22 protein-coding genes are annotated in these 23,742 nt (G+C 66.9%); 13 read left to right on the forward strand and 9 right to left on the reverse strand.

Annotated elements, in window-relative coordinates; translation table 11 throughout:
* Positions 1-23 precede the first annotated feature (23 nt).
* From ACYVH8_RS02020 to ACYVH8_RS02050, 7 genes are all read left to right on the forward strand, one after another.
* Positions 24-548 carry a phosphoribosyltransferase gene (locus ACYVH8_RS02020; protein ID WP_460487208.1) on the forward strand — a complete coding sequence of 175 codons (525 nt, stop codon included), beginning with the start codon at positions 24-26 and terminating at the stop codon, positions 546-548.
* A 213-nt stretch (positions 549-761) separates the two neighbouring features.
* On the forward strand, positions 762-1,955 hold the full coding sequence (locus tag ACYVH8_RS02025) for a PLP-dependent transferase (RefSeq protein ID WP_460487209.1): 1,194 nt from the start codon (positions 762-764) through the stop codon (positions 1,953-1,955).
* Positions 1,956-2,020: 65 nt separating this feature from the next.
* Positions 2,021-2,848 (forward strand): DUF2189 domain-containing protein, encoded by an 828-nt coding sequence (locus tag ACYVH8_RS02030; protein WP_460487210.1) that lies wholly within the window; start codon positions 2,021-2,023, stop codon positions 2,846-2,848.
* A gap of 132 nt (positions 2,849-2,980) precedes the next feature.
* Positions 2,981-3,916, forward strand: coding sequence for an ATP-binding cassette domain-containing protein (locus ACYVH8_RS02035; protein WP_460487211.1), 936 nt, complete (start codon positions 2,981-2,983; stop codon positions 3,914-3,916).
* A 231-nt stretch (positions 3,917-4,147) separates the two neighbouring features.
* A complete protein-coding gene (locus ACYVH8_RS02040) occupies positions 4,148-4,921 on the forward strand; it encodes an ABC transporter permease (protein WP_460487212.1) in 774 nt (257 codons plus the stop codon).
* Between the two features lie 82 nt (positions 4,922-5,003).
* Positions 5,004-5,195: a hypothetical protein gene (locus ACYVH8_RS02045; protein WP_460487213.1), complete on the forward strand. Its 192-nt coding sequence runs from the start codon at positions 5,004-5,006 to the stop codon at positions 5,193-5,195.
* Positions 5,192-5,815, forward strand: a complete 624-nt coding sequence (locus ACYVH8_RS02050; RefSeq protein WP_460487214.1) for a hypothetical protein — start codon at positions 5,192-5,194, stop codon at positions 5,813-5,815. Before ACYVH8_RS02045 ends, ACYVH8_RS02050 begins: the two co-directional genes overlap by 4 nt.
* 21 nt (positions 5,816-5,836) lie before the next feature.
* On the opposite strand, the gene mnmH is transcribed toward ACYVH8_RS02050, so the two are convergent.
* Positions 5,837-6,898, reverse strand: a complete 1,062-nt coding sequence (gene mnmH / locus ACYVH8_RS02055; protein WP_460487215.1) for a tRNA 2-selenouridine(34) synthase MnmH — start codon at positions 6,896-6,898, stop codon at positions 5,837-5,839.
* Positions 6,898-7,533: an arylesterase gene (locus ACYVH8_RS02060; protein WP_460487216.1), complete on the reverse strand. Its 636-nt coding sequence runs from the start codon at positions 7,531-7,533 to the stop codon at positions 6,898-6,900. Before ACYVH8_RS02060 ends, mnmH begins: the two co-directional genes overlap by 1 nt.
* Here ACYVH8_RS02060 and ACYVH8_RS02065 point away from each other — a divergent pair.
* Both ACYVH8_RS02065 and ACYVH8_RS02070 read left to right on the forward strand, forming a co-directional pair.
* Complete coding sequence (locus tag ACYVH8_RS02065; RefSeq protein ID WP_460487217.1) at positions 7,532-8,203, forward strand: ABC transporter ATP-binding protein; 672 nt, start codon at positions 7,532-7,534, stop codon at positions 8,201-8,203. The two genes, ACYVH8_RS02060 and ACYVH8_RS02065, sit on opposite strands and share 2 nt — an antisense overlap.
* 460 nt (positions 8,204-8,663) lie before the next feature.
* Positions 8,664-10,607, forward strand: a complete 1,944-nt coding sequence (locus ACYVH8_RS02070; protein WP_460487218.1) for an FAD-binding monooxygenase — start codon at positions 8,664-8,666, stop codon at positions 10,605-10,607.
* Between the two features lie 91 nt (positions 10,608-10,698).
* Here the strand turns inward: ACYVH8_RS02070 and fumC are convergent, their stop codons facing one another.
* A complete protein-coding gene (gene fumC / locus ACYVH8_RS02075; RefSeq protein WP_460487219.1) occupies positions 10,699-12,123 on the reverse strand; it encodes a class II fumarate hydratase in 1,425 nt (474 codons plus the stop codon).
* A gap of 121 nt (positions 12,124-12,244) precedes the next feature.
* Between fumC and ACYVH8_RS02080 the strand changes: the two genes are divergently transcribed.
* The 3 genes from ACYVH8_RS02080 to ACYVH8_RS02090 all read left to right on the forward strand — a co-directional run bounded on the left by ACYVH8_RS02080 (position 12,245) and on the right by ACYVH8_RS02090 (position 15,084).
* Positions 12,245-12,487, forward strand: coding sequence for a DUF2789 domain-containing protein (locus ACYVH8_RS02080; protein ID WP_460487220.1), 243 nt, complete (start codon positions 12,245-12,247; stop codon positions 12,485-12,487).
* A gap of 316 nt (positions 12,488-12,803) precedes the next feature.
* On the forward strand, positions 12,804-14,387 hold the full coding sequence (locus ACYVH8_RS02085) for a hypothetical protein (RefSeq protein ID WP_460487221.1): 1,584 nt from the start codon (positions 12,804-12,806) through the stop codon (positions 14,385-14,387).
* A gap of 190 nt (positions 14,388-14,577) precedes the next feature.
* Positions 14,578-15,084: a DUF1993 domain-containing protein gene (locus ACYVH8_RS02090; protein ID WP_460487222.1), complete on the forward strand. Its 507-nt coding sequence runs from the start codon at positions 14,578-14,580 to the stop codon at positions 15,082-15,084.
* Between the two features lie 164 nt (positions 15,085-15,248).
* Here ACYVH8_RS02090 and ACYVH8_RS02095 read toward each other — a convergent pair whose 3' ends face one another.
* Positions 15,249-16,934, reverse strand: a complete 1,686-nt coding sequence (locus ACYVH8_RS02095; RefSeq protein ID WP_460487223.1) for an electron transfer flavoprotein-ubiquinone oxidoreductase — start codon at positions 16,932-16,934, stop codon at positions 15,249-15,251.
* Between the two features lie 161 nt (positions 16,935-17,095).
* Between ACYVH8_RS02095 and ACYVH8_RS02100 the strand changes: the two genes are divergently transcribed.
* Positions 17,096-17,878 (forward strand): SDR family oxidoreductase, encoded by a 783-nt coding sequence (locus ACYVH8_RS02100; RefSeq protein WP_460487224.1) that lies wholly within the window; start codon positions 17,096-17,098, stop codon positions 17,876-17,878.
* A 4-nt stretch (positions 17,879-17,882) separates the two neighbouring features.
* On the opposite strand, the gene ACYVH8_RS02105 is transcribed toward ACYVH8_RS02100, so the two are convergent.
* The 5 genes from ACYVH8_RS02105 to ACYVH8_RS02125 all read right to left on the reverse strand — a co-directional run bounded on the left by ACYVH8_RS02105 (position 17,883) and on the right by ACYVH8_RS02125 (position 23,741).
* Positions 17,883-18,335: a tetratricopeptide repeat protein gene (locus ACYVH8_RS02105; RefSeq protein ID WP_460487225.1), complete on the reverse strand. Its 453-nt coding sequence runs from the start codon at positions 18,333-18,335 to the stop codon at positions 17,883-17,885.
* Between the two features lie 91 nt (positions 18,336-18,426).
* Complete coding sequence (gene pelG / locus ACYVH8_RS02110; protein ID WP_460487226.1) at positions 18,427-19,800, reverse strand: exopolysaccharide Pel transporter PelG; 1,374 nt, start codon at positions 19,798-19,800, stop codon at positions 18,427-18,429.
* Entirely contained in the window at positions 19,788-21,338 is a 1,551-nt protein-coding gene (pelF, locus tag ACYVH8_RS02115; RefSeq protein ID WP_460487227.1) for a GT4 family glycosyltransferase PelF, read from the reverse strand. Before pelF ends, pelG begins: the two co-directional genes overlap by 13 nt.
* Positions 21,310-22,356 (reverse strand): tetratricopeptide repeat protein, encoded by a 1,047-nt coding sequence (locus ACYVH8_RS02120; protein ID WP_460487228.1) that lies wholly within the window; start codon positions 22,354-22,356, stop codon positions 21,310-21,312. The genes pelF and ACYVH8_RS02120 overlap by 29 nt, the downstream gene beginning before the upstream one ends.
* Positions 22,353-23,741 (reverse strand): PelD GGDEF domain-containing protein, encoded by a 1,389-nt coding sequence (locus ACYVH8_RS02125; RefSeq protein WP_460487229.1) that lies wholly within the window; start codon positions 23,739-23,741, stop codon positions 22,353-22,355. Before ACYVH8_RS02125 ends, ACYVH8_RS02120 begins: the two co-directional genes overlap by 4 nt.
* Between the last annotated feature and the right edge of the window lies 1 nt (position 23,742).

A 23,742-nucleotide genomic window follows, 5' to 3' on the forward strand; every position in this document is an offset into this window, starting at 1 on the left:
GACAAATCAAGAGGAACAATCGGATGTTGACGGAAGATGGCAAGCACCTGTACGTGAGCTACGGCGAGTACCACAACCTGGTCGAGAAGCTGGCCATCAAGATCCACCAGTCGAACTGGGCGTTCGACACCATCCTGTGTCTGGCGCGTGGCGGCATGCGCCCCGGCGACATCCTCTCGCGCATCTTCGAGAAGCCCCTGGCCATCATGTCCACCAGTTCCTACCGGGCCAATGCCGGCACCGAGCAGGGCCACCTGGACATCGCCAAGTACATCACCACGCCCCAGGGCGAGATCGCCGGCCGTGTGCTGCTGGTGGACGACCTGGCCGATTCCGGCCACACCCTGCAGGCCGTGGTGCGCATGCTGCGCGACAACTACCCACCCATCACCGATCTGCGCACGGCCGTGATCTGGACCAAGGGCGTGTCGACCTTCCAGCCGGATTATTCGGTGGATTACCTGCCCACCAACCCCTGGATCCACCAGCCTTTTGAGGTCTACGACCGCATGCACATCGCCGATGTGCTGGCGAAGTGGCAGGTGTGACCCCCAGGCTCCGTTCCCTTTGGTCACTAACCGCCGAGGGGCCTAGTCCAGAGGCCTAGGCTCTTCGACCTGTCCATGTCTGCGCAGGCAGGCCTGGAGCCGCAGGTCTCAGCCCCTTGAAAGGGGGCGCACCCAGCGGCCCGGCAAAGCCGGTTCCGCGGGTGCCCGCGAATAAGTCATCTCGGTCCTACATCGCGCTATGCTCTGCGGACCATGAGCGACAAACGCACCGGTCTCATCCATCACCCCTACGTTCCCCCTGAGGGCTTTGCCGCACCGCAGCCCGGCGTGTTCAAAGCCTCGACCGTCTTTTTCCCCAATGTGGCCGCCATGCGCAGCCGCGAGTGGAAGGACAAGACCGGCTACACCTATGGCCTGCATGGCACACCCACCAGCTACCTGCTGGAGGAGCGCCTGTGTGCGCTTGAAGGCGGCGCCCAGTGCCTGCTGGCGCCCAGCGGCCTGGCCGCCATCGCCACCGTGGCCCTCTCGCTGCTGCAAAGCGGCGACGAGGTGCTGATCCCCGACAACGCCTACGGCCCCAACAAGACCCTGGCCCAGGGTGAGCTGAAAGACTGGGGCATCACGCACCAGTACTACGACCCGCTGGACCCGCAGGATCTGGCGCGGCGCATCGGCCCGAAAACAAAACTGGTCTGGCTCGAAGCCGCCGGCTCGGTCACGCTGGAGTTTCCGGACCTGCGCGAGCAGTTGCGTGTCTGCCGCCAGGCCGGCGTGCTCAGCGCGCTGGACAACACCTGGGGCGCCGGTCTGGCCTTCAACGCCTTTGACCTGGGTCGGGGGCTGGGCGTGGACCTCACGATCCAGGCCCTCACCAAATACCCCAGTGGCGGCGGCGACGTGCTCATGGGCTCCATCGTCACGCGCGACCCCGGCCTGCACATCCGCCTCAAGCTCACCCATATGCGCCTGGGCCTGGGCGTGGGCATGAACGACGTGGAGGCCGTCTTGCGCTCGCTGCCCAGCCTGGCCCTGCGCTACCGGGAACACGACCGTACGGCGCGGGCCTTGGCGGCCTGGTGCCAGGGCTGTGCTGAGTTCGCCCAGGTCCTGCATCCGGCGCTGCCGGATTCGCCGGGCCATGCCGCCTGGAAGACCTTGTGTGGCGCGGAGGAGGGCCGGGCGGCCGGCCTGTTCAGCGTGGTCTTCGACGCGCGTTACCGCCCCGCGCAGGTGGACGCCTTCTGCGACGCGCTGCGCCTCTTCAAGCTGGGTTACAGCTGGGGCGGGCCCATCAGCCTGGCCGTACCCTACGATCTGGACAGCATGCGCCAGCCCCGGCCGGCCCATCTGGCGCCGGGCACGCTGGTGCGCTTCTCCACGGGGCTCGAAGCGGCCGCCGATCTGCAGGCCGACCTGGCGCAGGCCCTGCTCGCGCTGCGCTGAGATGCCTGCGGTCCCGGGTTTTCCTGACTAGCCGGGCCGCGCCACCCTGGCTAGCCTTGTCTTCCATGAGCCAGACCCCCATGCCCGGCGCGGGCAAGGAGCTTCCCGTCAACCCGAATCCCTATGTGCCGCCGCCCCCGGTGGGGCCCCGGCGCGAGATCGTGGCCCTGGGCTTTGCCGACCCCTTTCGCTGGCTGGCCCGCGGCTGGCAGGACATGCGGGCCGAGCTGGGCATCGCGCTGTTCTACGGCCTGTGCTTCTGGGGCATGGCCCTGACCCTGGGCGCGGTGTTCCGCCATCTGCCCGAATACACCATGTCCCTGCTCTCGGGCTGCCTGCTGGTCGGTCCCTTCCTGGCCCTGGGCCTGTACGAGGTGAGCCGGCGGCGCGAGCGGGGCCTGGCACCCGACCTCGGCAGCTCCCTGACCTGCTGGGACGCGCGCATCGGCTGCATGGGCCTGCTGGTGCTGGTCCTCGTCGTGCTGGAGCTGCTCTGGGGGCGCGCCTCGCTGGTGGTGTTCGCGGTCTTCTTCAACACCGGCATGCCGTCCACGGCGGGTGTGCTGCAGGCCATCTTCAACCCCGAGAACTGGGAGTTCGTTGCGGCCTACCTGGTGGTGGGTGGCGCCTTTGCCGGCCTGGTCTTCGCCAGCTCGGTGGTTTCCATCCCCATGATCCTGGACCGCGACACCGATGCCATCTCGGCCGCGCTGACCAGCCTGCAGGTCTTCTTCGGCAACCTGCCGGTGCTGCTGCTCTGGGGCGCGCTCATCACGTCCCTGGTGGCGCTGGCCTTCATCCCCTGGGGCCTGGGGCTGCTGCTCGTCGGCCCCTGGCTGGGGCACGCCAGCTGGCACGCCTATCGGGGCTCGGTGCGCTGGCTCGATGGATGACGCGCTGTGCGCATGACTTCGTCGCTACGCGACATCAATGACAGCGCCGCAGGCGCCATGATTCAAGTCATGCGGGCGTAGCCCGCGTCATCGATGCACCTTCGCGAGGTCATGCGTGCCAGAATGGCGGCCATGTCCGACGCCTTTCTCGAATGCCATCAACTGGTCAAACGCTACGGCGAGGCCACGGTCGTCGATGACCTGAGTTTCGCCATCCACCCCGGCGAATGCCTGGGCGTCATCGGGCCCAACGGCGCCGGCAAGACCACCACCCTGCGCATGTGCCTGGGCCTGAGCAGGCCTGACAGCGGCCATGTGCAAGCCTTCGGCCTGCGCATGCCGCAGGATGCCCATGCCATCAAGGCCCAGGTGGGCGTGGTGACCCAGTTCGATTCCCTCGACCCCGATTTCAGCTGCGCCGAGAACCTGCTGGTCTTCGGCCGTTATTTCGGCCTGAAGTCCGAGCACATCCGCTCGCGCATCCCCGGTCTGCTGGAGTTCGCCGCGCTTTCGCACAAGGCCGACGCCAAACCCGGCCAGCTCTCGGGTGGCATGCGTCGCCGGCTCAGCCTGGCCCGTGCGCTGGTGAACGACCCGCGCCTGCTGCTGCTGGACGAGCCCACCACCGGCCTGGACCCGCAGGCCCGCCACCTGATGTGGGAGCGCCTGCAACAGCTGCTGCAGCAGGGCAAGTCCATCCTGCTCACCACCCACTTCATGGACGAGGCCGAGCGCCTGTGCGACCGTCTGCTGGTCATCGACCACGGCCGCAAGATCGCCGATGGCACGCCGCGGGACTTGATCGCCCGGCACCTGGAGCCCGACGTGGTCGAGGTCTATGGCGCCAATCTCAACGATCAGGCCCAGGCCCTGAGCACAGGCCCTCTGCGCGCCCTGGCCAGCCGGGTCGAGGTCAGCGGCGAGACGGTGTTTTTCTATACAAAAGATGCCGCGCCCCTGATGCAGGCCCTGGCGCACGAGCACACGCTGCGCAGCCTTCATCGGCCCGCGAACCTGGAGGACCTGTTCCTTAAAATGACCGGTCGCCAGATCCGGGAGGAAGCCTAGAGATGTTGCACACCCCCAGGCTGCGCGCACTGCGTGTCGCTCCATGCCCGGCACCTTCGCCAGAGGCTCAGGCTCTTTGGCCTGTCCGAGCCTGTGCAGGCAGGCTCGGAGCCGCAGGCCTCAGCCCCTTGCAGGGGGCAACGCCTGTGGCCCGGCAAAGCCGGTTCCACGGCGTTCCACGGTTGGGCCGCTTCGTGCATGCACGTGTCGTTCAAGAGTGGAGTGGCTGGCATGAATAACATGATGCGATGGTGGCCCGTCTTCCTGCGCAACCTGCTGGTCTGGCGCAAGCTCGCCATTCCCAGCCTGGTGGGCAATATCGCCGAGCCGCTGATGTGGCTGGTGGCCTTCGGCTACGGCCTGGGCGCGCTGGTGGGCAGCGTGCCCCTGGGCGAGGCCCAGGTGCCCTACATCCTCTTCCTGGCCAGCGGCTCGATCTGCATGAGCGCCATGAACTCGGCCACCTTCGAAGCCCTGTACTCGGCCTTCTCGCGCATGCACGTGCAGAAGACCTGGGACAGCATCATGAATGCGCCCATCGCCCTGCGTGACGTGCTGCTGGCCGAGATGCTGTGGGCGGCCTTCAAGTCCTCGTTCACGGTCACCGCCATCCTGGGCGTGATGCTGGCGCTGGACATCAGCCGCAGCCCCATGCTGATCCTGGCCTGGCCCATCCTGCTGCTGGTGGGCATCGTCTTCAGCTGCCTGGCGCTGATCTTCAACGCCCTGGCCAAGGGCTACGACTTCTTCACCTACTACTTCACGCTTTTCCTCACGCCCATGATGTTCCTCGGCGGCGTGTTTTTCCCGCGCGACAACCTGCCGCCCCTGCTCCAGCACGTCTCGGCCTGGCTGCCGCTGACCCAGGCCGTGGAGCTGGTGCGCCCGCTTTTCATGGGGCAGTGGCCTGCCGATGTGCTGCTGCATCTGGGCGTGCTGGCGCTCTACGCGCTGGTGGCCTGGTCCATCGCCCTGGCGCTCACGAAACGACGTTTCCGCGGTTGAACGCCAAATTTGCCGCCCGGGCCATGGAGCAAAGGGCCGTGAACTGCTAGAGTGGCCCCATACGACTGGAAGGAAGAAGAACGTGGTCACACCCAATTACGGATATGAAAAGCGCCAGAAAGAGCTGGCCAAGAAGCGCAAGAAGGAAGAAAAGCTCAAGGAAAAGGCGCAGCGCAAGCTGGGCGGCCCGGTGGGCGAGGACGGCGTGCCTGAAGAGGGGGGCGACACGCCCACGACGGATGCCTCCGCGACCGGGGACACCCCGCAGCCATGAAGCGGCTGGCCGTCATGGCAGGGCTGCTGATCCTGCTCTGCGGCTGTGCAGCGCCGGTCAGCCCGCCTGTGGCCGGACAGCCAAATGAGACCGTAGCGGGTACCGCGGCCGATGTGACCGGCAAGGTGGGCAGCCTGGCCAAGGACTCCGGCGCCAGCCTGGTGCAGAAAGCCAGCCAGCCGCTGAGCGACCTCAATCTGCTGGAGAACCGCATTCCCCCCGTGCTGACGGCCGCCGCCCAAAAGGGCGCTTATGCCGTGCCCGCCGATGTTTCCTGTGCGGCCTTGCGGACCGAGCTGGAGGAACTGGACACCGCCCTGGGGCCCGACATCGATGCCCCCGCGGTCCCCGGGACCGATCCGAACCTGGTGGTGCAGGCCGTAGGTTATGTGGGCCAGAAGGCCGTGGACACGGTGTCGACGACAGTGAACACGATGCTCGATGGCGTGCTGCCTTTGCGCAGCTGGGTGCGCAAGCTCAGCGGGGCCGAGCGCTATTCCAGCGAGGTGGCCGCGGCGATTTCAGCGGGCCGGATCCGGCGGCCCTTTCTCAAGGGCTGGGTCCGTGCCACCGCTTGTGAGCTGCCGTCGGTCCCGAGCCCGGCGAAAACGCCGCCCTGAATCCGGGCGGGCCCTGAGGTTTCAGGCCCCGCCGGCCACCAGTTCCTGCGCCAGGGCCTGCATGGCCCGCATGGAGCGGTCCTGCGGCTGGATGTCCCGCGCCTGCTCGAACTGCCTGAAGTTGCGCGCCATGGACTGCCGGTAGACCGGGTCATAGTGGCTCAGCAGCAGGTCACGCACCACGTTCTGGGTCTGGCCGCTGCGCACCTGGGCTTTCCATTCCTCGACGACCTTCTTGCTCTTGAGTTCGATCAGCGCGTCCAGGCGTTCGCAGAAGGCCTCGCCGTCCCGGACGAAGAAATCGTAGTCTTCCAGCAGCAGGGCCACACGCTCCTCGTCGGGCAGCACCAGGTTCAGGCAGGGGGCGGCGCGCATGGCCTCGATCAGCGCGCCGGGCACGGCCACGTTGCCGACCTTCTTGCTTTCGCTCTCCACGTAGACCGGCCGCGCCGGGTCGAAACGGCGCAGCGCGTCCCAGATGCGGGTGTCGAATGCCTTCTGTGTGGGCTGGGCCACGCCGGGTATCGCGCCCAGCACCGAGCTGCGGTGGTTGGCCAGGGCTTCCAGGTCCAGCACCTGGGCGCCGGTGGCGGCCAGGGCCTGCAGCAGGCGTGTCTTGCCCGAGCCCGTGGTGCCGCAGACCACGCGCCAGTCGTACAGGGGGGCCAGGCGCGGGATGTCGGCCAGCAGGGCCGCGCGGAAGGCCTTGTAGCCGCCTTCGATGAGGGTCACGCGAAAGCCGATCTCGCTGAGGATCAGGCTCAGCGAGCCGCTGCGCTTGCCGCCGCGCCAGCAGTAGGTCAGGGGTTTCCAGTTCCTGGGCTTGTCGATCACTTCCCGTTCGATATGGGCCGCGATATTGCGCGCGGCCCGGGCCGCGCCGCGCTTCTTGGCTTCGAAGGCGTTGACCTGCTTGTAGAGCGTGCCGATGTCGTGCCGTTCCTGGTTGTCCAGCGTGGGCCAGTTCATGGCGCCGGGCAGATGGTCTTCGGCGTATTCGTTTTCGCTGCGCGCATCGATCACGGTGTCGAAGCTGTCGAGTTGGCGCAGGGCTTCTTCTGCCGCAATGGGAAAGAGGGGCATCAGAGGAGTTTCTTGAGTTCGGGCCAGACGTTGTCCAGCATCATGGGCTGGGCCTCGGCCGTGGGGTGGATGCGGTCGGGCTGGAATAGGCGCAAGGCCTGTGGGCCGTCGGCCACGCCTTTGAGGAAAAAGGGCAGCAGCGCGACCTTCTCGCTGCGCGCCACCTGCTGGTAGAGGCCGGCGAAGCGGCGGCCGTAGTCCGCGCCGTAGTTGGGCGGCATCTGCATGCCCAGCAGCAGCACGCGGGCCCCGGCTTTTTTGGATTGCTGTGCCATCCATTCCAGGTTGGCGCGCGTGGCGTCCAGGGCCAGGCCGCGCAGCGCATCGTTGCCGCCGAGTTCGATGATCACGTGCGTGGGCTGGTGCTGGGCCAGCAGGGCGGCCAGGCGCGCGCGGCCGCCGAAGGTGGTCTCGCCGCTGATGCTGGCGTTGACCACGCGCACGGCCTGTTTTTCACCGGCCAGGCGCTGCTCGAGCAGGGCCACCCAGCCGCTGCCACGCGGCAGGCCGTATTCGGCGCTCAGCGAATCACCGAGCACCAGCACCGTGCGCGGTGTGGCGGCCTGGGATAACCCCAGAAAACCGCCTAGCAGGGCGGCCGCGATACAGTAGCGCCGCAAGAAAGAAAAACCCATGTCCGAACCCATCATTTCCGTGGAGCATGTGCTCAAGTCGGTCACCGACTCGACCGGCACGCTCGACATTTTGCGCGATATCCACTTCAGCGTCCCGCCGCACCAGACCCTGGCCATCGTGGGGGCCTCGGGTTCGGGCAAGAGCACCCTGCTGTCCATCATGGCCGGCCTGGACACGCCCAGCAGCGGCACCGTGCGCCTGGACGGTCAGGACCTGTTCGCGCTGGACGAAGACCGGCGCGCCGCCCTGCGCGCTCAGAAGCTGGGTTTTGTGTTCCAGAGCTTCCAGCTGCTGGGCCACCTGACCGCGCTGGAAAACGTCATGCTCCCGCTGGAGCTGGCCGGCCGCAAGGACGCGCGCAAGGCCGCCACCGAGATGCTGGGCCGCGTAGGGCTGGGCCAGCGCCTGGGCCATTACCCCAAGGTGCTCAGCGGCGGCGAACAGCAGCGTGTGGCCTTGGCGCGGGCCTTCGTGGTGCAGCCGGCCGTGCTGCTGGCCGACGAGCCTACAGGCAGCCTGGACTACGCGACGGGCGAGACCGTGATGGAACTCATGTTCACACTGAACCGCGAGCAGGGCACGACCCTGGTGCTGGTGACGCATGACACGGGGATAGCGCAGCGCTGCGAGCGGAGGATCACGATCGAGGCGGGTAGGGCGAGCGGGTGATCTCGGCTGACGTGCCAGATCGGGAAAGCCCGGTTTGCCGGGCTCTTTCATGCATCAGCCGTTCGAAGCTGGTGTGAACAGGCCCTGGTACTGCTGTGACCCGGAAATAACTTGCACTCGATGAGGCTGCGCTGAACGGGTTCGTTCGCGCTGAGCCCTTCGACTGGGCTCGGGACCGGCCTGTCGAAACGCTCTCTTTGCAGATCAGCAACTTGCGCAGGACGTCGACAAGCTCAGTCCGAACGTTGGGACTTGCGCTGTATGACGGAAAGCCCTGCGCCTGCCCGTCTACGCAAGGGCAGTTCGGATTCGTGCCAATACACGGTTTCTGTGACTGTCGCAATCGCTGCGGCAGATTGTTGTTGACGAATAACTTAATAATAAGTATGCTTATTATTAAGTCGCTGAATGGGGCGTGAACGGTAGCCGCCCAGGCAGGTGAACAACGAGGAGAAGATCAATGCAGTTTTATCTCGATGGCGTCCGCGGACGCGATCCCTATACCGCCGAGCCTTCCGCATACGCCCAGGCGCATCCGCACGGAGAGGCGGCGCCCACGGAGGTCGACGTGCTCATCGTGGGTTGCGGGCCGGCGGGCTTGACGCTGGCCGCGCAGCTGTCAGCCTTTGCGGGCATCCGCACGGCCATCGTGGAGCAGAAGGAGGGGCCCCTGCACCTGGGTCAGGCCGACGGCATTGCCTGCCGCACCATGGAGATGTTCCAGGCCTTTGACTTTGTGGAGCGTGTGCTCCAAGAGGCCTGCTGGATCAACGAGGTGACCTTCTGGAAGCCGGACGAGCAGCAGCCTGCGAACATCGTGCGCCATGGCCGGGTCCAGGACACGGAGGACGGCTTGTCGGAGTTTCCGCACGTGGTGTTGAACCAGGCGCGCGTGCACGACTTTTACCTGGACTTCATGCGCAAGTCGCCCAGCCGGCTGGAGCCGCATTACGCGCGCAAGCTGCTGGACGTGAAGGTGAGTGAAAAGCAGGATGGGCGGGGCGGGGACTACCCGGTGACGGTGACGCTGGAGCGCACGGACGCCGCCCACGCGGGCCAGGTGGAGACGGTGCGGGCGCGTTATGTGGTGGGTTGCGACGGCGCGCGCAGTGCGGTGCGCAAGTCCATCGGCCGCGAGCTGGTGGGCGACGCCGCCAACCAGGCCTGGGGGGTGATGGACATCCTGCCGCTGACGGATTTCCCGGACATCCGCCACAAGGTGGCCATCCAGTCGTCCCATGGCGGCAACATCATCATCATCCCACGCGAGGGCGGCCACCTGGTGCGCCTCTATGTGGAGATGGACAAGCTGGGCGAGGACGAGCGCGTGGCCCAGCGCAGGATCACGGCGGATCAGCTCATCGCCGCGGCGCAGCGTATCTTCCATCCCTACAAGCTGGACGTGAAAGAGGTGGCCTGGTGGTCGGTGTACGAGATCGGCCACCGCATCTGCGACAAGTACGACGATGTGCCCACCGAGCAGATGGGCAGCCGCCTGCCGCACGTTTTCATCGCGGGCGACGCCTGCCACACCCACAGCCCCAAGGCGGGCCAGGGCATGAACTTCTCCATGCAGGACAGCTTCAACCTGGGCTGGAAGCTGGCGGCCGTGCTGCGGGGCTTGAGCCCGCCTTCGCTGCTGCACAGCTACAGCGCGGAGCGGCAGGAGATGGGGCAGATGCTGATCGATTTCGACCGCGAGTGGGCCAAGATCATCAGCGACAAACCGGCGACCGATGGTGGGAAGGGCGGCCGGGGCGGCGTGGACCCCAAGGCCATGCAGAAGTATTTCGAGCGGCACCTGCGCTTCACGGCCGGCATGGGCGTGCAGTACAAGCCTTCGCTGATCTGCGGCGGCGCCAGGCACCAGGCCCTGGCCACCGGCTTCGAGGTGGGCACGCGGTTCCACTCGGCGCCGGTGCTGCGCGTGAGCGACGCCCGGCCCTTTCACCTGGGCCACGCGCACAAGGCCGACGGCCGCTGGCGCCTCTATGCCTTTGCCGGCGGGCAGGATCTGTCCAAGCCGAAGGGCGGTCTGCTGGGCCTGTGCAGGTTCCTGCAGGAGTCGCCTGATTCGCCGGTGCGCCAGTTCACCCGCCCGGGCCAGGACCCGGACGCCGTGTTCGACCTGCGCGCGGTCTTCCAGCAGCGCCACACCGAGATCGCCATCGAGCAGCTGCCGGCCATCCTGCTGCCGCAAAAAGGCCGCTACGGCCTGCGCGACTACGAAAAGGTCTTCAGCCCCGACCCCAGGGGCGAGGACATCTACGACCTGCGCGGCGTGAACCGCGAGCAGGGTGCGCTGGTCGTGGTGCGGCCGGACCAGTACATCGCCCTGGTGCTGCCGCTGGACGCGCACCAGGCGCTGGCGGACTTTTTTGCGGGGTTCATGTTGGCGAACTGAGGGGGCGGGCGCTGCTGCGCGCCGTGCCATGCGAATCAGCCCGGGCAGCTGCACGGCGATCTGGCCGATGGCCCTGAAGGTGTCAGGGCATTCAGCCGCGCGGCCGCACCATGTCTTCGGCCCGCACCCAGCGGTCGAAGTCCGCCGCGCTCACATGGCCCAGGGCCAGCGCCGCCTCGCGCAGGGTGCCGCCGTCCTGGTGCGCGCGCTTGGCGATCTGCGCGGCGCGGTCGTAGCCTATGTGCGGGGCCAGCGCCGTCACCAGCATCAATGAACGGTCCAGCAGCTCCTGGATGCGTTCGCGCCGGGCCTCGATGCCGCGCACGCAAAACGCGTCGAAGCTGGCCATGCCGTCGGCCAGCAGGCGGATGCTCTGCTGCAGGTTGTGCGCGATCAGCGGCTTGTAGACGTTGAGCTCGAAATTCCCCGAAGCACCGCCCAGGGTGACGGCCACGTCATTGCCCATGACCTGGCAGCACAGCATGGTGAGCGCCTCGCACTGGGTGGGGTTCACCTTGCCCGGCATGATGGAACTGCCCGGCTCGTTCTCGGGGATGCTGATCTCGCCCAGGCCCGAGCGCGGGCCCGAAGCCAGCCAGCGCACGTCGTTGGCGATCTTCATCAGCGCCACCGCCAGTGTCTTGAGCGCGCCGTGCGCCGCCACCAGCGCATCGTGTGCGGCCAGGGCCGCGAACTTGTTGGGGGCGCTCACAAAGGGCAGCCGGGACGTGCGCGCCAGCTCGGCCGCCACGCGCTCGCCGAACTCGGGGTGCGTGTTCAGGCCCGTGCCCACGGCGGTGCCGCCGATGGCCAGGGGGTAGAGCGAGGCCAGGCTGGCGTGGATCACCCTGTCGGCATGGTCCAGCTGTGCCGCATAGCCCGAGAACTCGTCGCCCAGGGTCAGCGGTGTGGCGTCCTGCAGGTGGGTGCGGCCGATCTTCACGATGCCGGCAAAGGCCGCGCGCTTGGCGTCCAGCGTGGCGCGCAGGCGCGCCAGCGCCGGCAGCAGCGCCTGCGCCATACCCTGGACCGCCGCCAGGTGCATGGCCGTGGGAAACACGTCGTTGGAGGACTGGCCCAGGTTCACGTCGTCATTGGGGTGCACCAGACGGCCGCTGCCGCGCGCACCGCCCATGAGCTCCGAGGCGCGGTTGGCCAGCACCTCGTTCATGTTCATATTGCTCTGCGTGCCCGAGCCCGTCTGCCAGACCGAGAGCGGGAACTCGGCCTCGTGCCGGCCGTCCAGCACCTCTTCGGCCGCGGTGCCGATGGCGAGGGCCTTGTCCGCGGGCAGCAGCCCCAGCGCCAGGTTCACGCGCGCGCAGGCCAGCTTGACCATGGCCAGCGCCTGCATGATCTCCTGCGGCATGTACTCGCTGGAGATGGCGAAGAAGGCCAGCGAGCGCTGGGTCTGCGCGCCCCAGAGCCGCTCGGCGGGCACCTCGATGGGGCCGAAGCTGTCGTGTTCGGTGCGCGTGGCGGGCGTGGGGGCGGAGGTGGGGGCGGAGGTGGGCACGGTGAGGCTCCCTTGGGGCGGTGGGTCATTACACACCCGCCATTGTGTGAAGCGCAATATGCGGGTTCAATACAGCCAGTGCCGCCGTCCCGGACGGGCGCGGCCGGAAAGGAAGCCCACCATGTCACCCCATTACCACCAGTTCTGCGAGCTGTTCGAGCAGCTGGGTCTGCCCAGCGATGTGAAAGGCATCGCCGCCTTCATCCAGAGCCATACGCCCCTGAACCCCGCCACCCGGCTGGAAGACGCCGGCTTCTGGACGCCCGCGCAGGCCGCGCTGCTGCGCGAGCATCTTCAGGCCGACGCGGACTGGTCCGCCGTGGTGGACCAGCTCAACCTGGCCCTGCGCGAACCTCCGCGCTGACATCACCCCCGGTTTTCCTGGCGGCTCCGCTCCCCAGTTTGTGGGATGGACAAGGGCCGCCGCTTCACTACCATCCACTCCATGGCCTGTTGACCGTCGGAAGCAGAGGGGCTCCGGCGGGTTTCCGCGGACAGGCTGCCAAGTGGGCAGGAGCCGCCAGCAGCAACAGCCTGCTGGCGCTCTGCAAGGTGGCATCGCTGCGCAGCGGTGCCACCCTGATGCAAACCCTCATGACTCTGGTTCTCGTTGGGTGGCCTTGCACTCGTGGGCTGGGCTGCCTGCTCTGTTCCTGCCACGAGCATCAAGGGAGATCACCATGCCTGATATCGATATTTCCATCACGGGAAACCGTTTTGCCGACATCATCTTCAGATACCCCTGTACGCAGAAGATACTGATGGTCACCGACGGCAGCCTGAGCTTCGGCGCCGACGGCTTCGGCCTGTCGGAGTTCGTCGGCATCGTCCGAGCGGCGGGGCACAACGTCACCGCCGCGCACCGCAGCGGCAGCGGCCCGAACCTGACCATTGCCGGCGCCTACAACTTCGCCACCGCCACACCCGCCGTCACCACGGCCAACTACGACCAGATCTGGCTCTTCGGTTTCAGCACATCGCCGCTGACCGCCGCGGAGCAGACCAGGATCGCCCAGTTCATGGCGGCTGGCGGCGGCGTGTTCGCCACCGGTGACCACGAAACCATAGGCGCGGGCATGGGCAGCAACCTGCCGCGCGTGCGCAGCATGCGCAACTGGGCCACCATCCCCATGGTCAATCCCAGCCGGCACGACACCGTGATCGACCCCGGGGCCGACGGCGTCAAACAGTTCAACGACCAGGCCGACGCCACACCGCAGCGCATCTACCCGGTGTTCTTCTCCAACGGCGGCCCCGACAACGTGGCCGGTAGCTGGAGCGTGCACCCCGTGCTGCGCCACAGCTCCGGCGCGGTGGACAACCTGCCCGATCATCCGCACGAGAGCGAATGCCTGGCGCCTGCGCCGGTGGCTGGCAGTTTTGCCGGCATCGAGGAATGGCCGGCACCCGTGAGCGGCGGTGCGCGCGTCGGGGCACAGATCGCTGCCGTGTCGGTCTCGGCCGGGCGTTTCATCGTGGACACCCTCAAGCCGCCGGTGCGGCCGCGCTGCTTCGGCGCCATCTCGGCCTATGACGGCGACCCTGCCCGGGTCGGCCGTGTGGTGTGCGACGCCACCTGGCACCACTTCGTCAACATCAACCTCAACGGCGCGGGCGCCGGCAACGACCCCACCACGGGCCTGCCGCGCACCGGCCTGTACGCGGCGGGCACGCCCACGCCCGAGTACATGAAGATCCGGGCCTATTACCTCAACACCGTGCGCTGGCTCGCGCCCATCGGCCGGCGAACCTGCTGGCCCTTCGTCATCGCCACGCTGGCGCGCTTCGACTTCGAGATGCAGGAGTTCCGCCTGCCGTTGCCGCACCCCTGCCCCTGGGACCCGCTCATGCGCATCGGCCTGCTGGCCGAGGAGATCGTCAACCGCCAGTGGGGGCCGGGCACCCTGGCCGACGTGGTGGACGACATGCTCACCACCAGCGAGGCCGCGCCCGCGCTGGCGCAGTTGCTCAAAGGTCAGCAGGCGCCACAAGGCGCCGGGCAGGACAAGCGCTCCGATCCCTCCCTGCTGCCCTTGCAGGATTTGCGCCGTGTCATCCTGGGCGCCGTGGTCAATGCCATCGCGCACAAGCTGCCCGAAGACGACGAAAAACTCGCGGCCGTCCTCAAGCGCAGCAACGACAAGCTGGTGCGTGAACTGGTGCTCGAAGGCGTGGGTGCTGCCCGGCAGGCGATGGACGAGCACCTGCAGCAGGCGCTCAAGCAGACAGCGGCCCTGGTCAAGGCCATCCAGCAGAAAAAATAGGCCCTCAGGCCGGGGCTGCTGAACGCAGTGGCCCCTGAAGGTTGACACAGCGGGGCCATGGCGCCCCGCTGTGTTCTGACGGCCCGGCACGTGCCGGAATGCCCCTACGCCGCGTGCGCCTCGGGTCCGCCTCTAAGATGCCCGCTGCCTCACGGTCCATCCGGGCCACCCCTTTCTTCCGGAGTTTTTCATGACCATTTCCATGTACCAGGCCAGCGTGCCGCGTTTCGTCAACATCCTGGGCAACCTCAGCGCCATCCTGGACAAGACCCAGGCCCATGCGGAAGCGAAAAAGCTCGACGAGCTGGTGCTGACCGGTTTTCGCCTCTACCCCGACATGCTGCCCATGGCCCGCCAGATCATGATCGCCACCGACACCGCCAAGGGCCTGGCCGCGCGCCTGGCCGGCGTGGACATCCCCGTGTACGAAGACACGGAGAAGACGATTCCCGAACTCAAGGCCCGCATCGCCAAGACCATCGCCTACCTGCAGAGCTTCAAGCCCGCGCAGATCGACGGTACCGAAGACAAGGAAATCGTCATCAAGCGCGGCGACAAGGAAACCCGCTACACCGGCATGCAGTTCATGCTGGGCCACGCCGTGCCCAACTTCTACTTCCACGTCACCACCACCTACGCCATCCTGCGCCACAACGGGGTGGAGATCGGCAAACGCGACTATCTGGGCAATCCCTGAAACGTCTGAGTGATCCAAAACAGAACGGGGCCATGAGGCCCCGTTCTGTTTGATGTCTGCTGCGTCTTTTCACTGTGCCGGCTGCAGCATGCCCTTGACGCGGATGGTCTGCGCCGCCTCCGCGCTGGTGAGGGTGGCCAGGAAAAACTGCGCGCTTCAGAACATCACATGCCGCTGTAATTCGGCCCCCCGCCGCCCTCAGGCGTGACCCAGACGATGTTCTGCGTCGGATCCTTGATGTCGCAGGTCTTGCAGTGCACGCAGTTCTGCGCGTTGATCTGCAGGCGGTCGCTGTTGTCGGCGTTCTTCACGAATTCGTAGACGCCGGCCGGGCAGTAGCGGCTCTCGGGGCCCGCGTATTGGGCCAGGTTGATGCTCACGGGCACGCTGGCGTCCTTGAGCGTCAGGTGGGCGGGCTGGTCTTCGGCGTGGTTGGTGTTGCTGATGAAGACGCTGCTCAGGCGGTCGAAGGTGAGTTTGCCGTCCGGCTTGGGGTAGCTGATGGGTCGGCAATCGGCGGCGGGTTTGAGCTTGGCGTGATCGGGAATCGCATTGTGGAGGGTCCACGGCGGGCTCTTGATGCCGATCCTGGGCAGCAGCCAGTTTTCGATGCCGGCCATCAGCGCGCCAATGAGGTTGCCCTTCTTGAACCACTGCTTGAAGTTGCGCGAGCGCTTGAGCTCGGTGTGCAGCCAGCTCTGTTCGAACGCGGCGGGGTAGGCGGCGAGTTCATCGTGCCGGCGGCCGGCGCCGATGGCCTCGTCAATCGCTTCGGCGGCCAGCATGCCGGTCTTGATGGCGGCGTGGCTGCCTTTGATGCGGCTGGCGTTCAGGTAACCCGCGTCACAGCCCACGAGGGCGCCGCCCGGGAACACGGTCTTGGGCAGGCTCAGCAGGCCGCCGGCCGTGATGGCGCGCGCGCCGTAGCCGATGCGCTTGCCGCCTTCGATGTGCTTGCGGATGGCGGGGTGGGTCTTCCAGCGCTGCATTTCCTCGAAGGGGCTGAGCCAGGGGTTCTGGTAGTCCAGGCCGGTGACAAAACCCAGGGTGACCCTGTTGCCTTCGGCGTGGTAGAGGAAGCCGCCGCCGTAGGTGCTGTTGTCCATGGGCCAGCCGGCGGTGTGGACCACACGGCCGGGCTGGGCCTGGGCGGCGGGCACTTCCCACAGTTCCTTGACGCCGATGGCGTAGCTCTGCGGATCCCGTCCCGCGTCGAGCTTGTACCTGGCGATGAGCTGCTTGCCCAGGTGACCGCGCGCGCCTTCGGCGAAGACGGTGTACCTGGCGTGCAGTTCCATGCCGAGCTGGAAGCTGTCGGTGGGCTCGCCGTCCTTGCCGATGCCCATATTGCCCGTGGCCACGCCCTTGACGGAGCCGTCCTCGTTGTAGAGCACTTCGGCGGCCGTGAAGCCGGGGAAGATCTCCACGCCCAGGGCCTCGGCCTGTTCGCCCAGCCATTTGGTGACCAGGCCCAGGCTGATGACGTAATTGCCTTCGTTGTGGAAGCAGTCGGGCACGAAGACGTTGGGGGTGCGGCGGGCAGAGGTCTCGGACAGGAAGAGCACATCGTCGCCGGTGACGGGCTGGTTCAGCGGGGCGCCCAGTTCCTTCCAGTTGGGGAAGAGTTCGGTGAGGGCGATGGGGTCCATGACGGCGCCCGAGAGGATGTGGGCGCCGGGTTCTCCGCCTTTTTCCAGCACGACGACGGAGACGTCTTTGCCTTTTTCCGCAGCGAGCTGCTTCAAGCGGATGGCGGTGGACAGGCCGCCGGGACCGCCGCCGACGACGACCACGTCGTATTCCATGGCTTCGCGGGGGCCGAACTGGGCGAGGATTTCTTCGTGGGTCATGGCGGCTGCTTTCTGCTGGGGAAGTCGCTTGATAATGCAGGCGGGATGGTTGGCGTAATCGATTGCCCGGCCTGTCGGATGTGCGACTGATTTTAGTCCTGTTTGAGGACAAAATAGAACGATCGTTCTATTTTGTCCCGTGTTCAAAGAAAGGGCCTGTCATGGCTTACAGCATCGATCTTTCCGGCCGCGTGGCCTTCGTCACCGGCGCCTCGGGCGGCCTGGGCGCGCAGTTCGCCCGCACCCTCTCCAAGGCCGGCGCGGCCGTGGTGCTGGCCGCGCGTCGCATGGAAAAGCTCAAGGACCTGCGCGCGCAGATCGAGGGCGAGGGCGGCGACGCCCATGTGGTGGAGCTGGACGTGACGGACCTGGGTTCCATCCGCGCGGCGGTGGCGCGGGCCGAGACCGAGGTGGGTTCGATCGACATCCTGATCAACAACTCGGGCGTGAGCACCACGCAGCGCATCGTGGACGTGACGGAGGAAGATTACGACTTTGTCCTGGACACCAACACCAAGGGCGCCTTTTTCGTGGCGCAGGAAGTGGGCAAGCGCATGCTGGCGCGCGCCAAGGGCGCGGCGCCAGGCACCTACACGGGCGGGCGCATCGTCAACATCGCCTCCATGGCCGGGCTCAAGGTGCTGCCGCAGATCGGCATCTACTGCATGAGCAAGGCCGCCGTGGTGCACATGACACGCGCCATGGCGCTGGAGTGGGGCAAGTTCGGCATCAACGTCAACGCGCTGTGCCCGGGTTACATCGACACCGAGATCAACCACCACCACTGGCAGACCGAGCAGGGGCAAAAGCTCATCGCCATGCTGCCGCGCAAGCGCGTGGGCCAGGCGGCCGATCTGGACAGCGTGCTGGTGATGCTCTGCGCCAACGAGAGCCATTTCATCAATGGTGCCGTGATCCAGGCCGACGACGGTTTCGCGACCTGAGCCCTTATCTGCCCTTGAGCGCGGCCTCGTAGGACTTCTTGAGGTCGCTGTATTCCTCGCAGGGCAGGAAACAGAGCCTGTTCAGCGCGTCCAGGTGTTCCTTGGCCTTGTCGAGCTGGCCGAGCTGGATGTAGGCCTCACCGATGTACTCGTGCGCCCCGCGGTGCCTGGGGTTCAGGGCCAGGGCCTTGTTGTAGGCGGCCAGCGATTCGTCGTAGCGCTTGAGGTGGCGGTAGCTGTAGCCCAGCAGATTGAAGCTGTCGGCGTTTTGGGGGTTGGTGCGGGTGTAGGTGGCGAGCAGCTCCACGGCGGCCGGCCAGTCCTTTTTCTCGATCAGCGTACGGGCCTGTCTCAGGTCGTCGGAGGCGGGGGGGCCGGGGCCGATGTCGGCCGCCTGGGCCAGCGGGTCGCCCAGCAGCAAGACGGCGAGGGCGAAGGCAGAGGGTGCGAGGCGCATGGGGCGGCTCCTGCCAGACGGCGGCGGGATGGCCGCGAATCGGGTCCGGGCCGCAAAGCATAGACCTCTGGCCGCGCGATTTCAAGCGGCGCTACTGCAGCATGAAGGTCTGGTATTCCAGGGCTTCGAGCTTGCGGTTGAGGATCCACAGGCCCAGCAGCACCGTGAGCAGCATGGCGAAGGCGAAGCCGTAGCCGAACCACTGGGCGCCAAGCCGCAGGGAGATGGCCGTGAAGATGATGTTGAACAGCGGCAGCAGGGCTGTGAGCAGCAGCACGGCGCGGCGCTGGTCCAGGTAGAACAGCACGTTCAGGATGCCCAGCATGACCACCTGCAGGGCCGCACCGACCACATCGATGTAGAGCAGTTGCAGGTAGAGCGTGGAGATGCCCAGGAAACGCAGGATGGATTCGCCCAGCACCAGGGTGATGAGCACGGCGATGGCCTGGATCTTGGCAATGTCGAACAGGCCGCGGCGCACGTAATAGACCATGTGGTTGCGCATGCGCTCGATGTAGTCCAGCGTGGCGCCTTCGCGCACAGCGTCGTAGAACTTGATGTAGTACTCGACAAAGTCGGTTTCGATGCGCACCAGGAACACGGCCATGCCGGGGATGACCGAGAGGTAGGCCAGAAAGATCGGGATGTCGTAGATCACCGAGGCATGCAGCGGCCCGATCACGGCCTGGCCCGTGTCGGGGTGGTACCAGAACATGATCTTGTCGACCCAGGCGCCCAGGTTGAACAGCAGGCCCGAGGCCATGAGGCTGCGGTACATGGCGCCGGGTTTCCAGATGTCGAAGGCGATGAAACGGTCGGAGTGGTAGTTGCGGTAGATCAGCCCGACCATGCCCATGAGCAGCAGCACGTGGCCGGCGACGAAGCCCAGGAGCAGGCCTTCGAGGCCGACCACGTAGCGCAGCAGCAGGGCCAGCACGATGGTGGCGCCGTAGCCCAGGAAGAAGATGAGCACGATGGCGCGGTAATGCTTCATGCCCGTGAGGAAGACCGTGGCGATCCAGATCGCCGTCATGACCGACAGGCCCATGACAAACAGCAGGCGGTAGAGCACGCTCTGCTCCGGGAACAGGAAGGCCACGGCGGGCAGGGCCAGCACCACGCTCAGGCTCATGGACAGCAGAATCAGGCCGTTGAAGTTGGGCATGATGGCCGCGTCGTTCCTGGCGAAGATCTGGTCGGCCACGTAGCGTGTGAAGGAGAGCTGGACCAGGCCCGTGAGGATGAGCGAGATCAGGAAGAGGTAGGTCACCGTGACCTGGAACTGGCTGATCGAGGCGCGCGCGTCGATGGCGCTCAGGCTGAACACGCCGATGAGCAGGATGCCGACGATGGACAGCACCCAGGGGCCGGAGCTGATGATGCCGGCGTAGGCATAGGCCTGCAGCAGACCGCCGTAGGTCTGCTTCTTGAGCAGCTTGCGCAGTTCGAAGCCTATGCCTGCCATTGGAAGTTCTTTTCGTAGAGTTCGCGGTAGTGGCCGAACATGATGTCCTGCGAGTAATAGGCCTCGACGCGGCGGATCGCGGCTTCGCTGGTGCGTTGCCAGAGCGCGTGGTCGCTCAGCAGTTCGACGCAGGCGTCGGCCAGGGCCTCGGGGTCGGCGATGCGCACCACCCGGCCCGAGGCGCCGATGGCCTCGTCCGCGCCGGGCAGGCCGTAGACCAGCTGCTGGCAGGAGCCCACGTCGGTGGACACGGTGGGCACGCCCGCGGCATAGCCTTCGAGGATCACGAGGGGCAGCGCCTCGCTGATGGAGCTCAGCACGACCAGGCCCACCTGGGGCAGCAGCTCGGTGAGTTTCTGGAAGCCGAGGAACCTGACCTTGCCCTTCAGACCGAGCTGGGCCACGAGGTCGTGGCATTCGCGTGCGTATTCGGGGGATTCGTCCTCGGGGCCGGCGATCCAGCCCTCGGCTTCGGGCATGCGGTTGACCACGCCGCGCATGGCGCGGATGAAGGTCTTGATGTCCTTGATGGGCACCACACGGCCGATCAGGCAGAGCACGGGCGGTACGGCCACGGGGCGCTGCGTGCGCAGCGGCGCGAAACGCGCCACGTCGATGCCGTTGGGCACGTTGCAGGTGCGTTCCTCGGGCGCGCCGTCGACCAGCTGGCGCTGGCGGTTGGCCTCGTACAGCGCGACGATGTCGTCGGCCGACTGGTAGGTGAGGTAACCCAGGTGTTCGAAGAAGCGGATCCAGAGCTGGCGGAAGTAGCTCAGACGCGAGGGATCGTGCTCGAACACGCTGCGGTTGTCCTTGAGCCACTGCGCCTGGTAGAGGTCGATCTTGCGTTCCTTCACGTAGATACCGTGTTCGCTGAGCATGAAGGGGCGCGGGTTGCGGTGCTTCAGCAGCAGGCCCAGGATGCCCGCGTAGCCTGTGGAGATGGCGTGGTAGATGCGGGCCTTGGGCGCGCGTTCGGCCACCTCGCGCATGCGCCAGAAGGGGGTGTGGATGTTGCGGATGGTCCAGAAGTAGTCGACGAAGGACGGGTCCGAGCTGCGCTGGCGGTAGCTTTTCTTGATGTAGTCCCAGGACTCGCGGCTGTGGAGGAAGACCTCGTGGCTCAGCCGGCCGCCGGGCGCGGCCTCGTCCAGCAGGTGCGAGAAGTGGCGCAGGCAGCCAGGGTGGCGGATGTCGCTGTAGAGCTGTTCGTGCATCTGTTCCACCTCGCGCATGACACCGGGCTGAGCCTGCACCGGCATCACGGGCGGGGCTTCGCGCGCGTCGTAGAGATAGCTCACGTCCAGGTGCACGAGGTTGTCGGGCAGCGGGTAGCGCATGGGGCCGTAGTCCTCGGGGCGTGAGCCGAGGAAGATGGCGCCGAAGCGCAGCTCGGGAAAGCCGCGGATGATCTGGTTGACCCAGCTCGACACGCCACCGGCCACATAGGGGAAGGTGCCCTCGAGCAGCAGCAGGACGTCGACTTCCGCGGCGCGGCGCGCGGCGGGCTCAGAGGTGGGGGAGGAAGTGGCGGTCACTGAGTTTGCTCACGGTTTCACGTCCGGTCCAGAGGTTGACCACGGCGGTGGTGCGGACGGCGGTGTTGAGATCGACCAGCCCTCCGAGATGGAGGCGGACTTCGTCGTAACGATGCTGGATGAAGGCGATCTCGGCCAGGTAGGGCAGCACCGAGGTCGCGGGCAGGCCCTGCAGCAGCGCGCTGCGGAAGACGTCTTCGGCGGCCGCCCAGTCGTCCTGGGCCAGCAGGATGCGGCCCTGCAGCATCCGCAGGCCCGGGCTGGGTTCGATGCCGGTGGCGAGCGCGCCTTCGAGGTGTTCACGCGCCTGGCGCAGGATGTGGCGGCGCAGCTCGCCCTGGGCCAGGCAGGCGTAGACCAGTTCCCAGTGCAGTTCGGCCAGGTGGTGCAGGCAGTCGTAGCGCTGCCCGGGGCTGATCCCGGCGTCGAGCTGGGCGCGTTCGCGCTGGATGTTCTGCGAGATGCGTTTTTCTTCGCTGTCGAGCATGCCGAAGGCGAGCAGTCGGACGTCGTCCGTGCTGTCGCCCAGCAGGTTCTCGAGGATGGGATTGGCCACGCGCCCGGGAACGGCCTGCAGCGTGAGCAGCGCCTGCATGCGGATATTGCCCGGCACCTCGGTCCCCAGCCGCGAGCGGATGGCCACCTGGCTGCTGCGCACGGCGTCGTTCCCCTGCACGTCGTATTCGGGCAGTGCGATCGCAGTGGGCTGGGCCTGGCGCGCCTGTTGCCGCGCCTGCTTCAGGGAGATACGCGTGATCACCAGCACGCACAGAGGCCCCGCGACCGGGGCGATGAACGCGAAATTGAAGAGCAGCAGCAGCACGGGCCCGCGCGGGCGGCGCAGATGTTCGGGCATGCCATGCAGGCAGGCGATGGCCACGACGAGGGCGGCCATGGTGTGCAGGCACAGCAGGGCCACGAGGACGGGCAGGCTGGTCGATTCCGCCAGCGGCGCCAGCAGCTGTTCCACGCTGTCGGGCAGGACGGCCCAGGGCAGGTAGGTCGTGGTGCTGTTCATGCCGGCGGCGTGCCCAGGGCCTGGATCAGGGCGTCCAGAGGTTCTTCGCTGGCGAAATCGATGGGGCGCAGTTGCACGCCCAGTGTTTCGAGGCCGCCATGGAAGTGCAGGTCCAGCCACTGTTCGATGCGCTGGATGAAACCCGCCATGGCGGCCGGGCTGGCCAGCGGCATGAGCACGGCGATGACCGAAGTGTTGCCCACCTCGGTCTGCCAGTAGACGTCGAGCCCGCGTTTGATGCGCAGGAATTCGGTGACGATGGTCCGGCGCAGTCCGCCCTCAAAACGCATGACGAGGATCTGGCTGGCCATGCCGCTTCGGCCCTGCAGGCTGCGCATGCGGGCGAACTCCTCGGCGAACAGCGCCGGCAGGCCGGGCAGGCGCTGCTGCACGGCCTGCACCTCGGGGCCGCTGCGCACGCAGTCGGCGTAGTAGCCGAGGATGACCGAGAGCATCTGCAGGTTCTCGACGTTGAGCGCGACAAAGGGCATGCGGGTGACGGCCAGCACGCCGATGGGCTGGCCGCTCGCTGCCATCAAGGGCGCGACCACAAGCTGCCGGGTCTCGCGGCTCAGGCTGGTGTCCGCGCTTGCGATATGAGCCAGCTCGCGCTGCTGCAGCGCGAGTCGCAGCAGCGCGTCGTCGGCCCGCAGCGTTTCGGGATCACCCAGGTGCCGGATGGCCGCCTCCAGACGGGGCTCGCCATGGTCGGTGTCGATGGCGTAGAGCGTCGCGGCCTCGATGTTGACGTACTGCGCCAGCAGGTGCAGCAATTCGCCGGCCCCGGGCCAGTCTTTGCCGACCGGATCGCCCGCGGGCGCGGTCGAGGCGAGCTGGCGCAGCCGCACCAGCGCGTCGCGCAGCGAGTTGGGGCGCGCGAGCATTTCGTGCTCGAGCCGGTCGTGCGAAAGGTTGAGCAGCAGGTGACGTTTGGTGATGCGCGAGAGCCGCTCGGCCAGGTAGACGTTGGTCTCGTCCAGGCGTGCGGCGCGGTCGCGCCAGACATCGCTGAACTCGCCGCACAGCAGCACCAGCAGGGCGCCGGGGAAGAAGTATTCGAGCCCGAACACATCGGGCAGGCGCATGAGGCGGTCGGCGATGAACCCGCTCAGGACCAGGGGCACGCAGGCCAGCAGGCCGGGCATGACGCCGTAGCGCAGCGCCACCAGCGTGGGCGCGAACCAGATCCAGGGAAAGAGCGCGCGCGTGAGCATCGGGTCCTGCGGCGCGAACAACCAGGCCAGGCTGCAGGCCAGCGCGGGGATCAGCAGGATCTCGATCCACTGGGCGCGCGGGCCCAGCAGTTCGGGGATGAGCTGGCGCCCCCGCGCGATGCGGTGGCGCAGGGAACTCAGCAGGGAGATCGGGGACGTGGGCGAGGGCATC

The organism is Curvibacter fontanus, from assembly GCF_054780335.1.

Bases quoted from the DNA above. Each gene is read 5' to 3' on its own strand.
- ACYVH8_RS02020 (WP_460487208.1), top strand. From the start codon at position 24: ATGTTGACGGAAGATGGCAAGCACCTGTACGTGAGCTACGGCGAGTAC.
- ACYVH8_RS02025 (WP_460487209.1), top strand. From the start codon at position 762: ATGAGCGACAAACGCACCGGTCTCATCCATCACCCCTACGTTCCCCCT.
- ACYVH8_RS02030 (WP_460487210.1), top strand. From the start codon at position 2,021: ATGAGCCAGACCCCCATGCCCGGCGCGGGCAAGGAGCTTCCCGTCAAC.
- ACYVH8_RS02035 (WP_460487211.1), top strand. From the start codon at position 2,981: ATGTCCGACGCCTTTCTCGAATGCCATCAACTGGTCAAACGCTACGGC.
- ACYVH8_RS02040 (WP_460487212.1), top strand. From the start codon at position 4,148: ATGAATAACATGATGCGATGGTGGCCCGTCTTCCTGCGCAACCTGCTG.
- ACYVH8_RS02050 (WP_460487214.1), top strand. From the start codon at position 5,192: ATGAAGCGGCTGGCCGTCATGGCAGGGCTGCTGATCCTGCTCTGCGGC.
- mnmH (WP_460487215.1), bottom strand. From the start codon at position 6,898: ATGCCCCTCTTTCCCATTGCGGCAGAAGAAGCCCTGCGCCAACTCGAC.
- ACYVH8_RS02065 (WP_460487217.1), top strand. From the start codon at position 7,532: ATGTCCGAACCCATCATTTCCGTGGAGCATGTGCTCAAGTCGGTCACC.
- ACYVH8_RS02060 (WP_460487216.1), bottom strand. From the start codon at position 7,533: ATGGGTTTTTCTTTCTTGCGGCGCTACTGTATCGCGGCCGCCCTGCTA.
- ACYVH8_RS02070 (WP_460487218.1), top strand. From the start codon at position 8,664: ATGCAGTTTTATCTCGATGGCGTCCGCGGACGCGATCCCTATACCGCC.
- ACYVH8_RS02080 (WP_460487220.1), top strand. From the start codon at position 12,245: ATGTCACCCCATTACCACCAGTTCTGCGAGCTGTTCGAGCAGCTGGGT.
- ACYVH8_RS02085 (WP_460487221.1), top strand. From the start codon at position 12,804: ATGCCTGATATCGATATTTCCATCACGGGAAACCGTTTTGCCGACATC.
- ACYVH8_RS02090 (WP_460487222.1), top strand. From the start codon at position 14,578: ATGACCATTTCCATGTACCAGGCCAGCGTGCCGCGTTTCGTCAACATC.
- ACYVH8_RS02095 (WP_460487223.1), bottom strand. From the start codon at position 16,934: ATGACCCACGAAGAAATCCTCGCCCAGTTCGGCCCCCGCGAAGCCATG.
- ACYVH8_RS02100 (WP_460487224.1), top strand. From the start codon at position 17,096: ATGGCTTACAGCATCGATCTTTCCGGCCGCGTGGCCTTCGTCACCGGC.
- ACYVH8_RS02105 (WP_460487225.1), bottom strand. From the start codon at position 18,335: ATGCGCCTCGCACCCTCTGCCTTCGCCCTCGCCGTCTTGCTGCTGGGC.
- pelG (WP_460487226.1), bottom strand. From the start codon at position 19,800: ATGGCAGGCATAGGCTTCGAACTGCGCAAGCTGCTCAAGAAGCAGACC.
- ACYVH8_RS02120 (WP_460487228.1), bottom strand. From the start codon at position 22,356: ATGAACAGCACCACGACCTACCTGCCCTGGGCCGTCCTGCCCGACAGC.
- ACYVH8_RS02125 (WP_460487229.1), bottom strand. From the start codon at position 23,741: ATGCCCTCGCCCACGTCCCCGATCTCCCTGCTGAGTTCCCTGCGCCAC.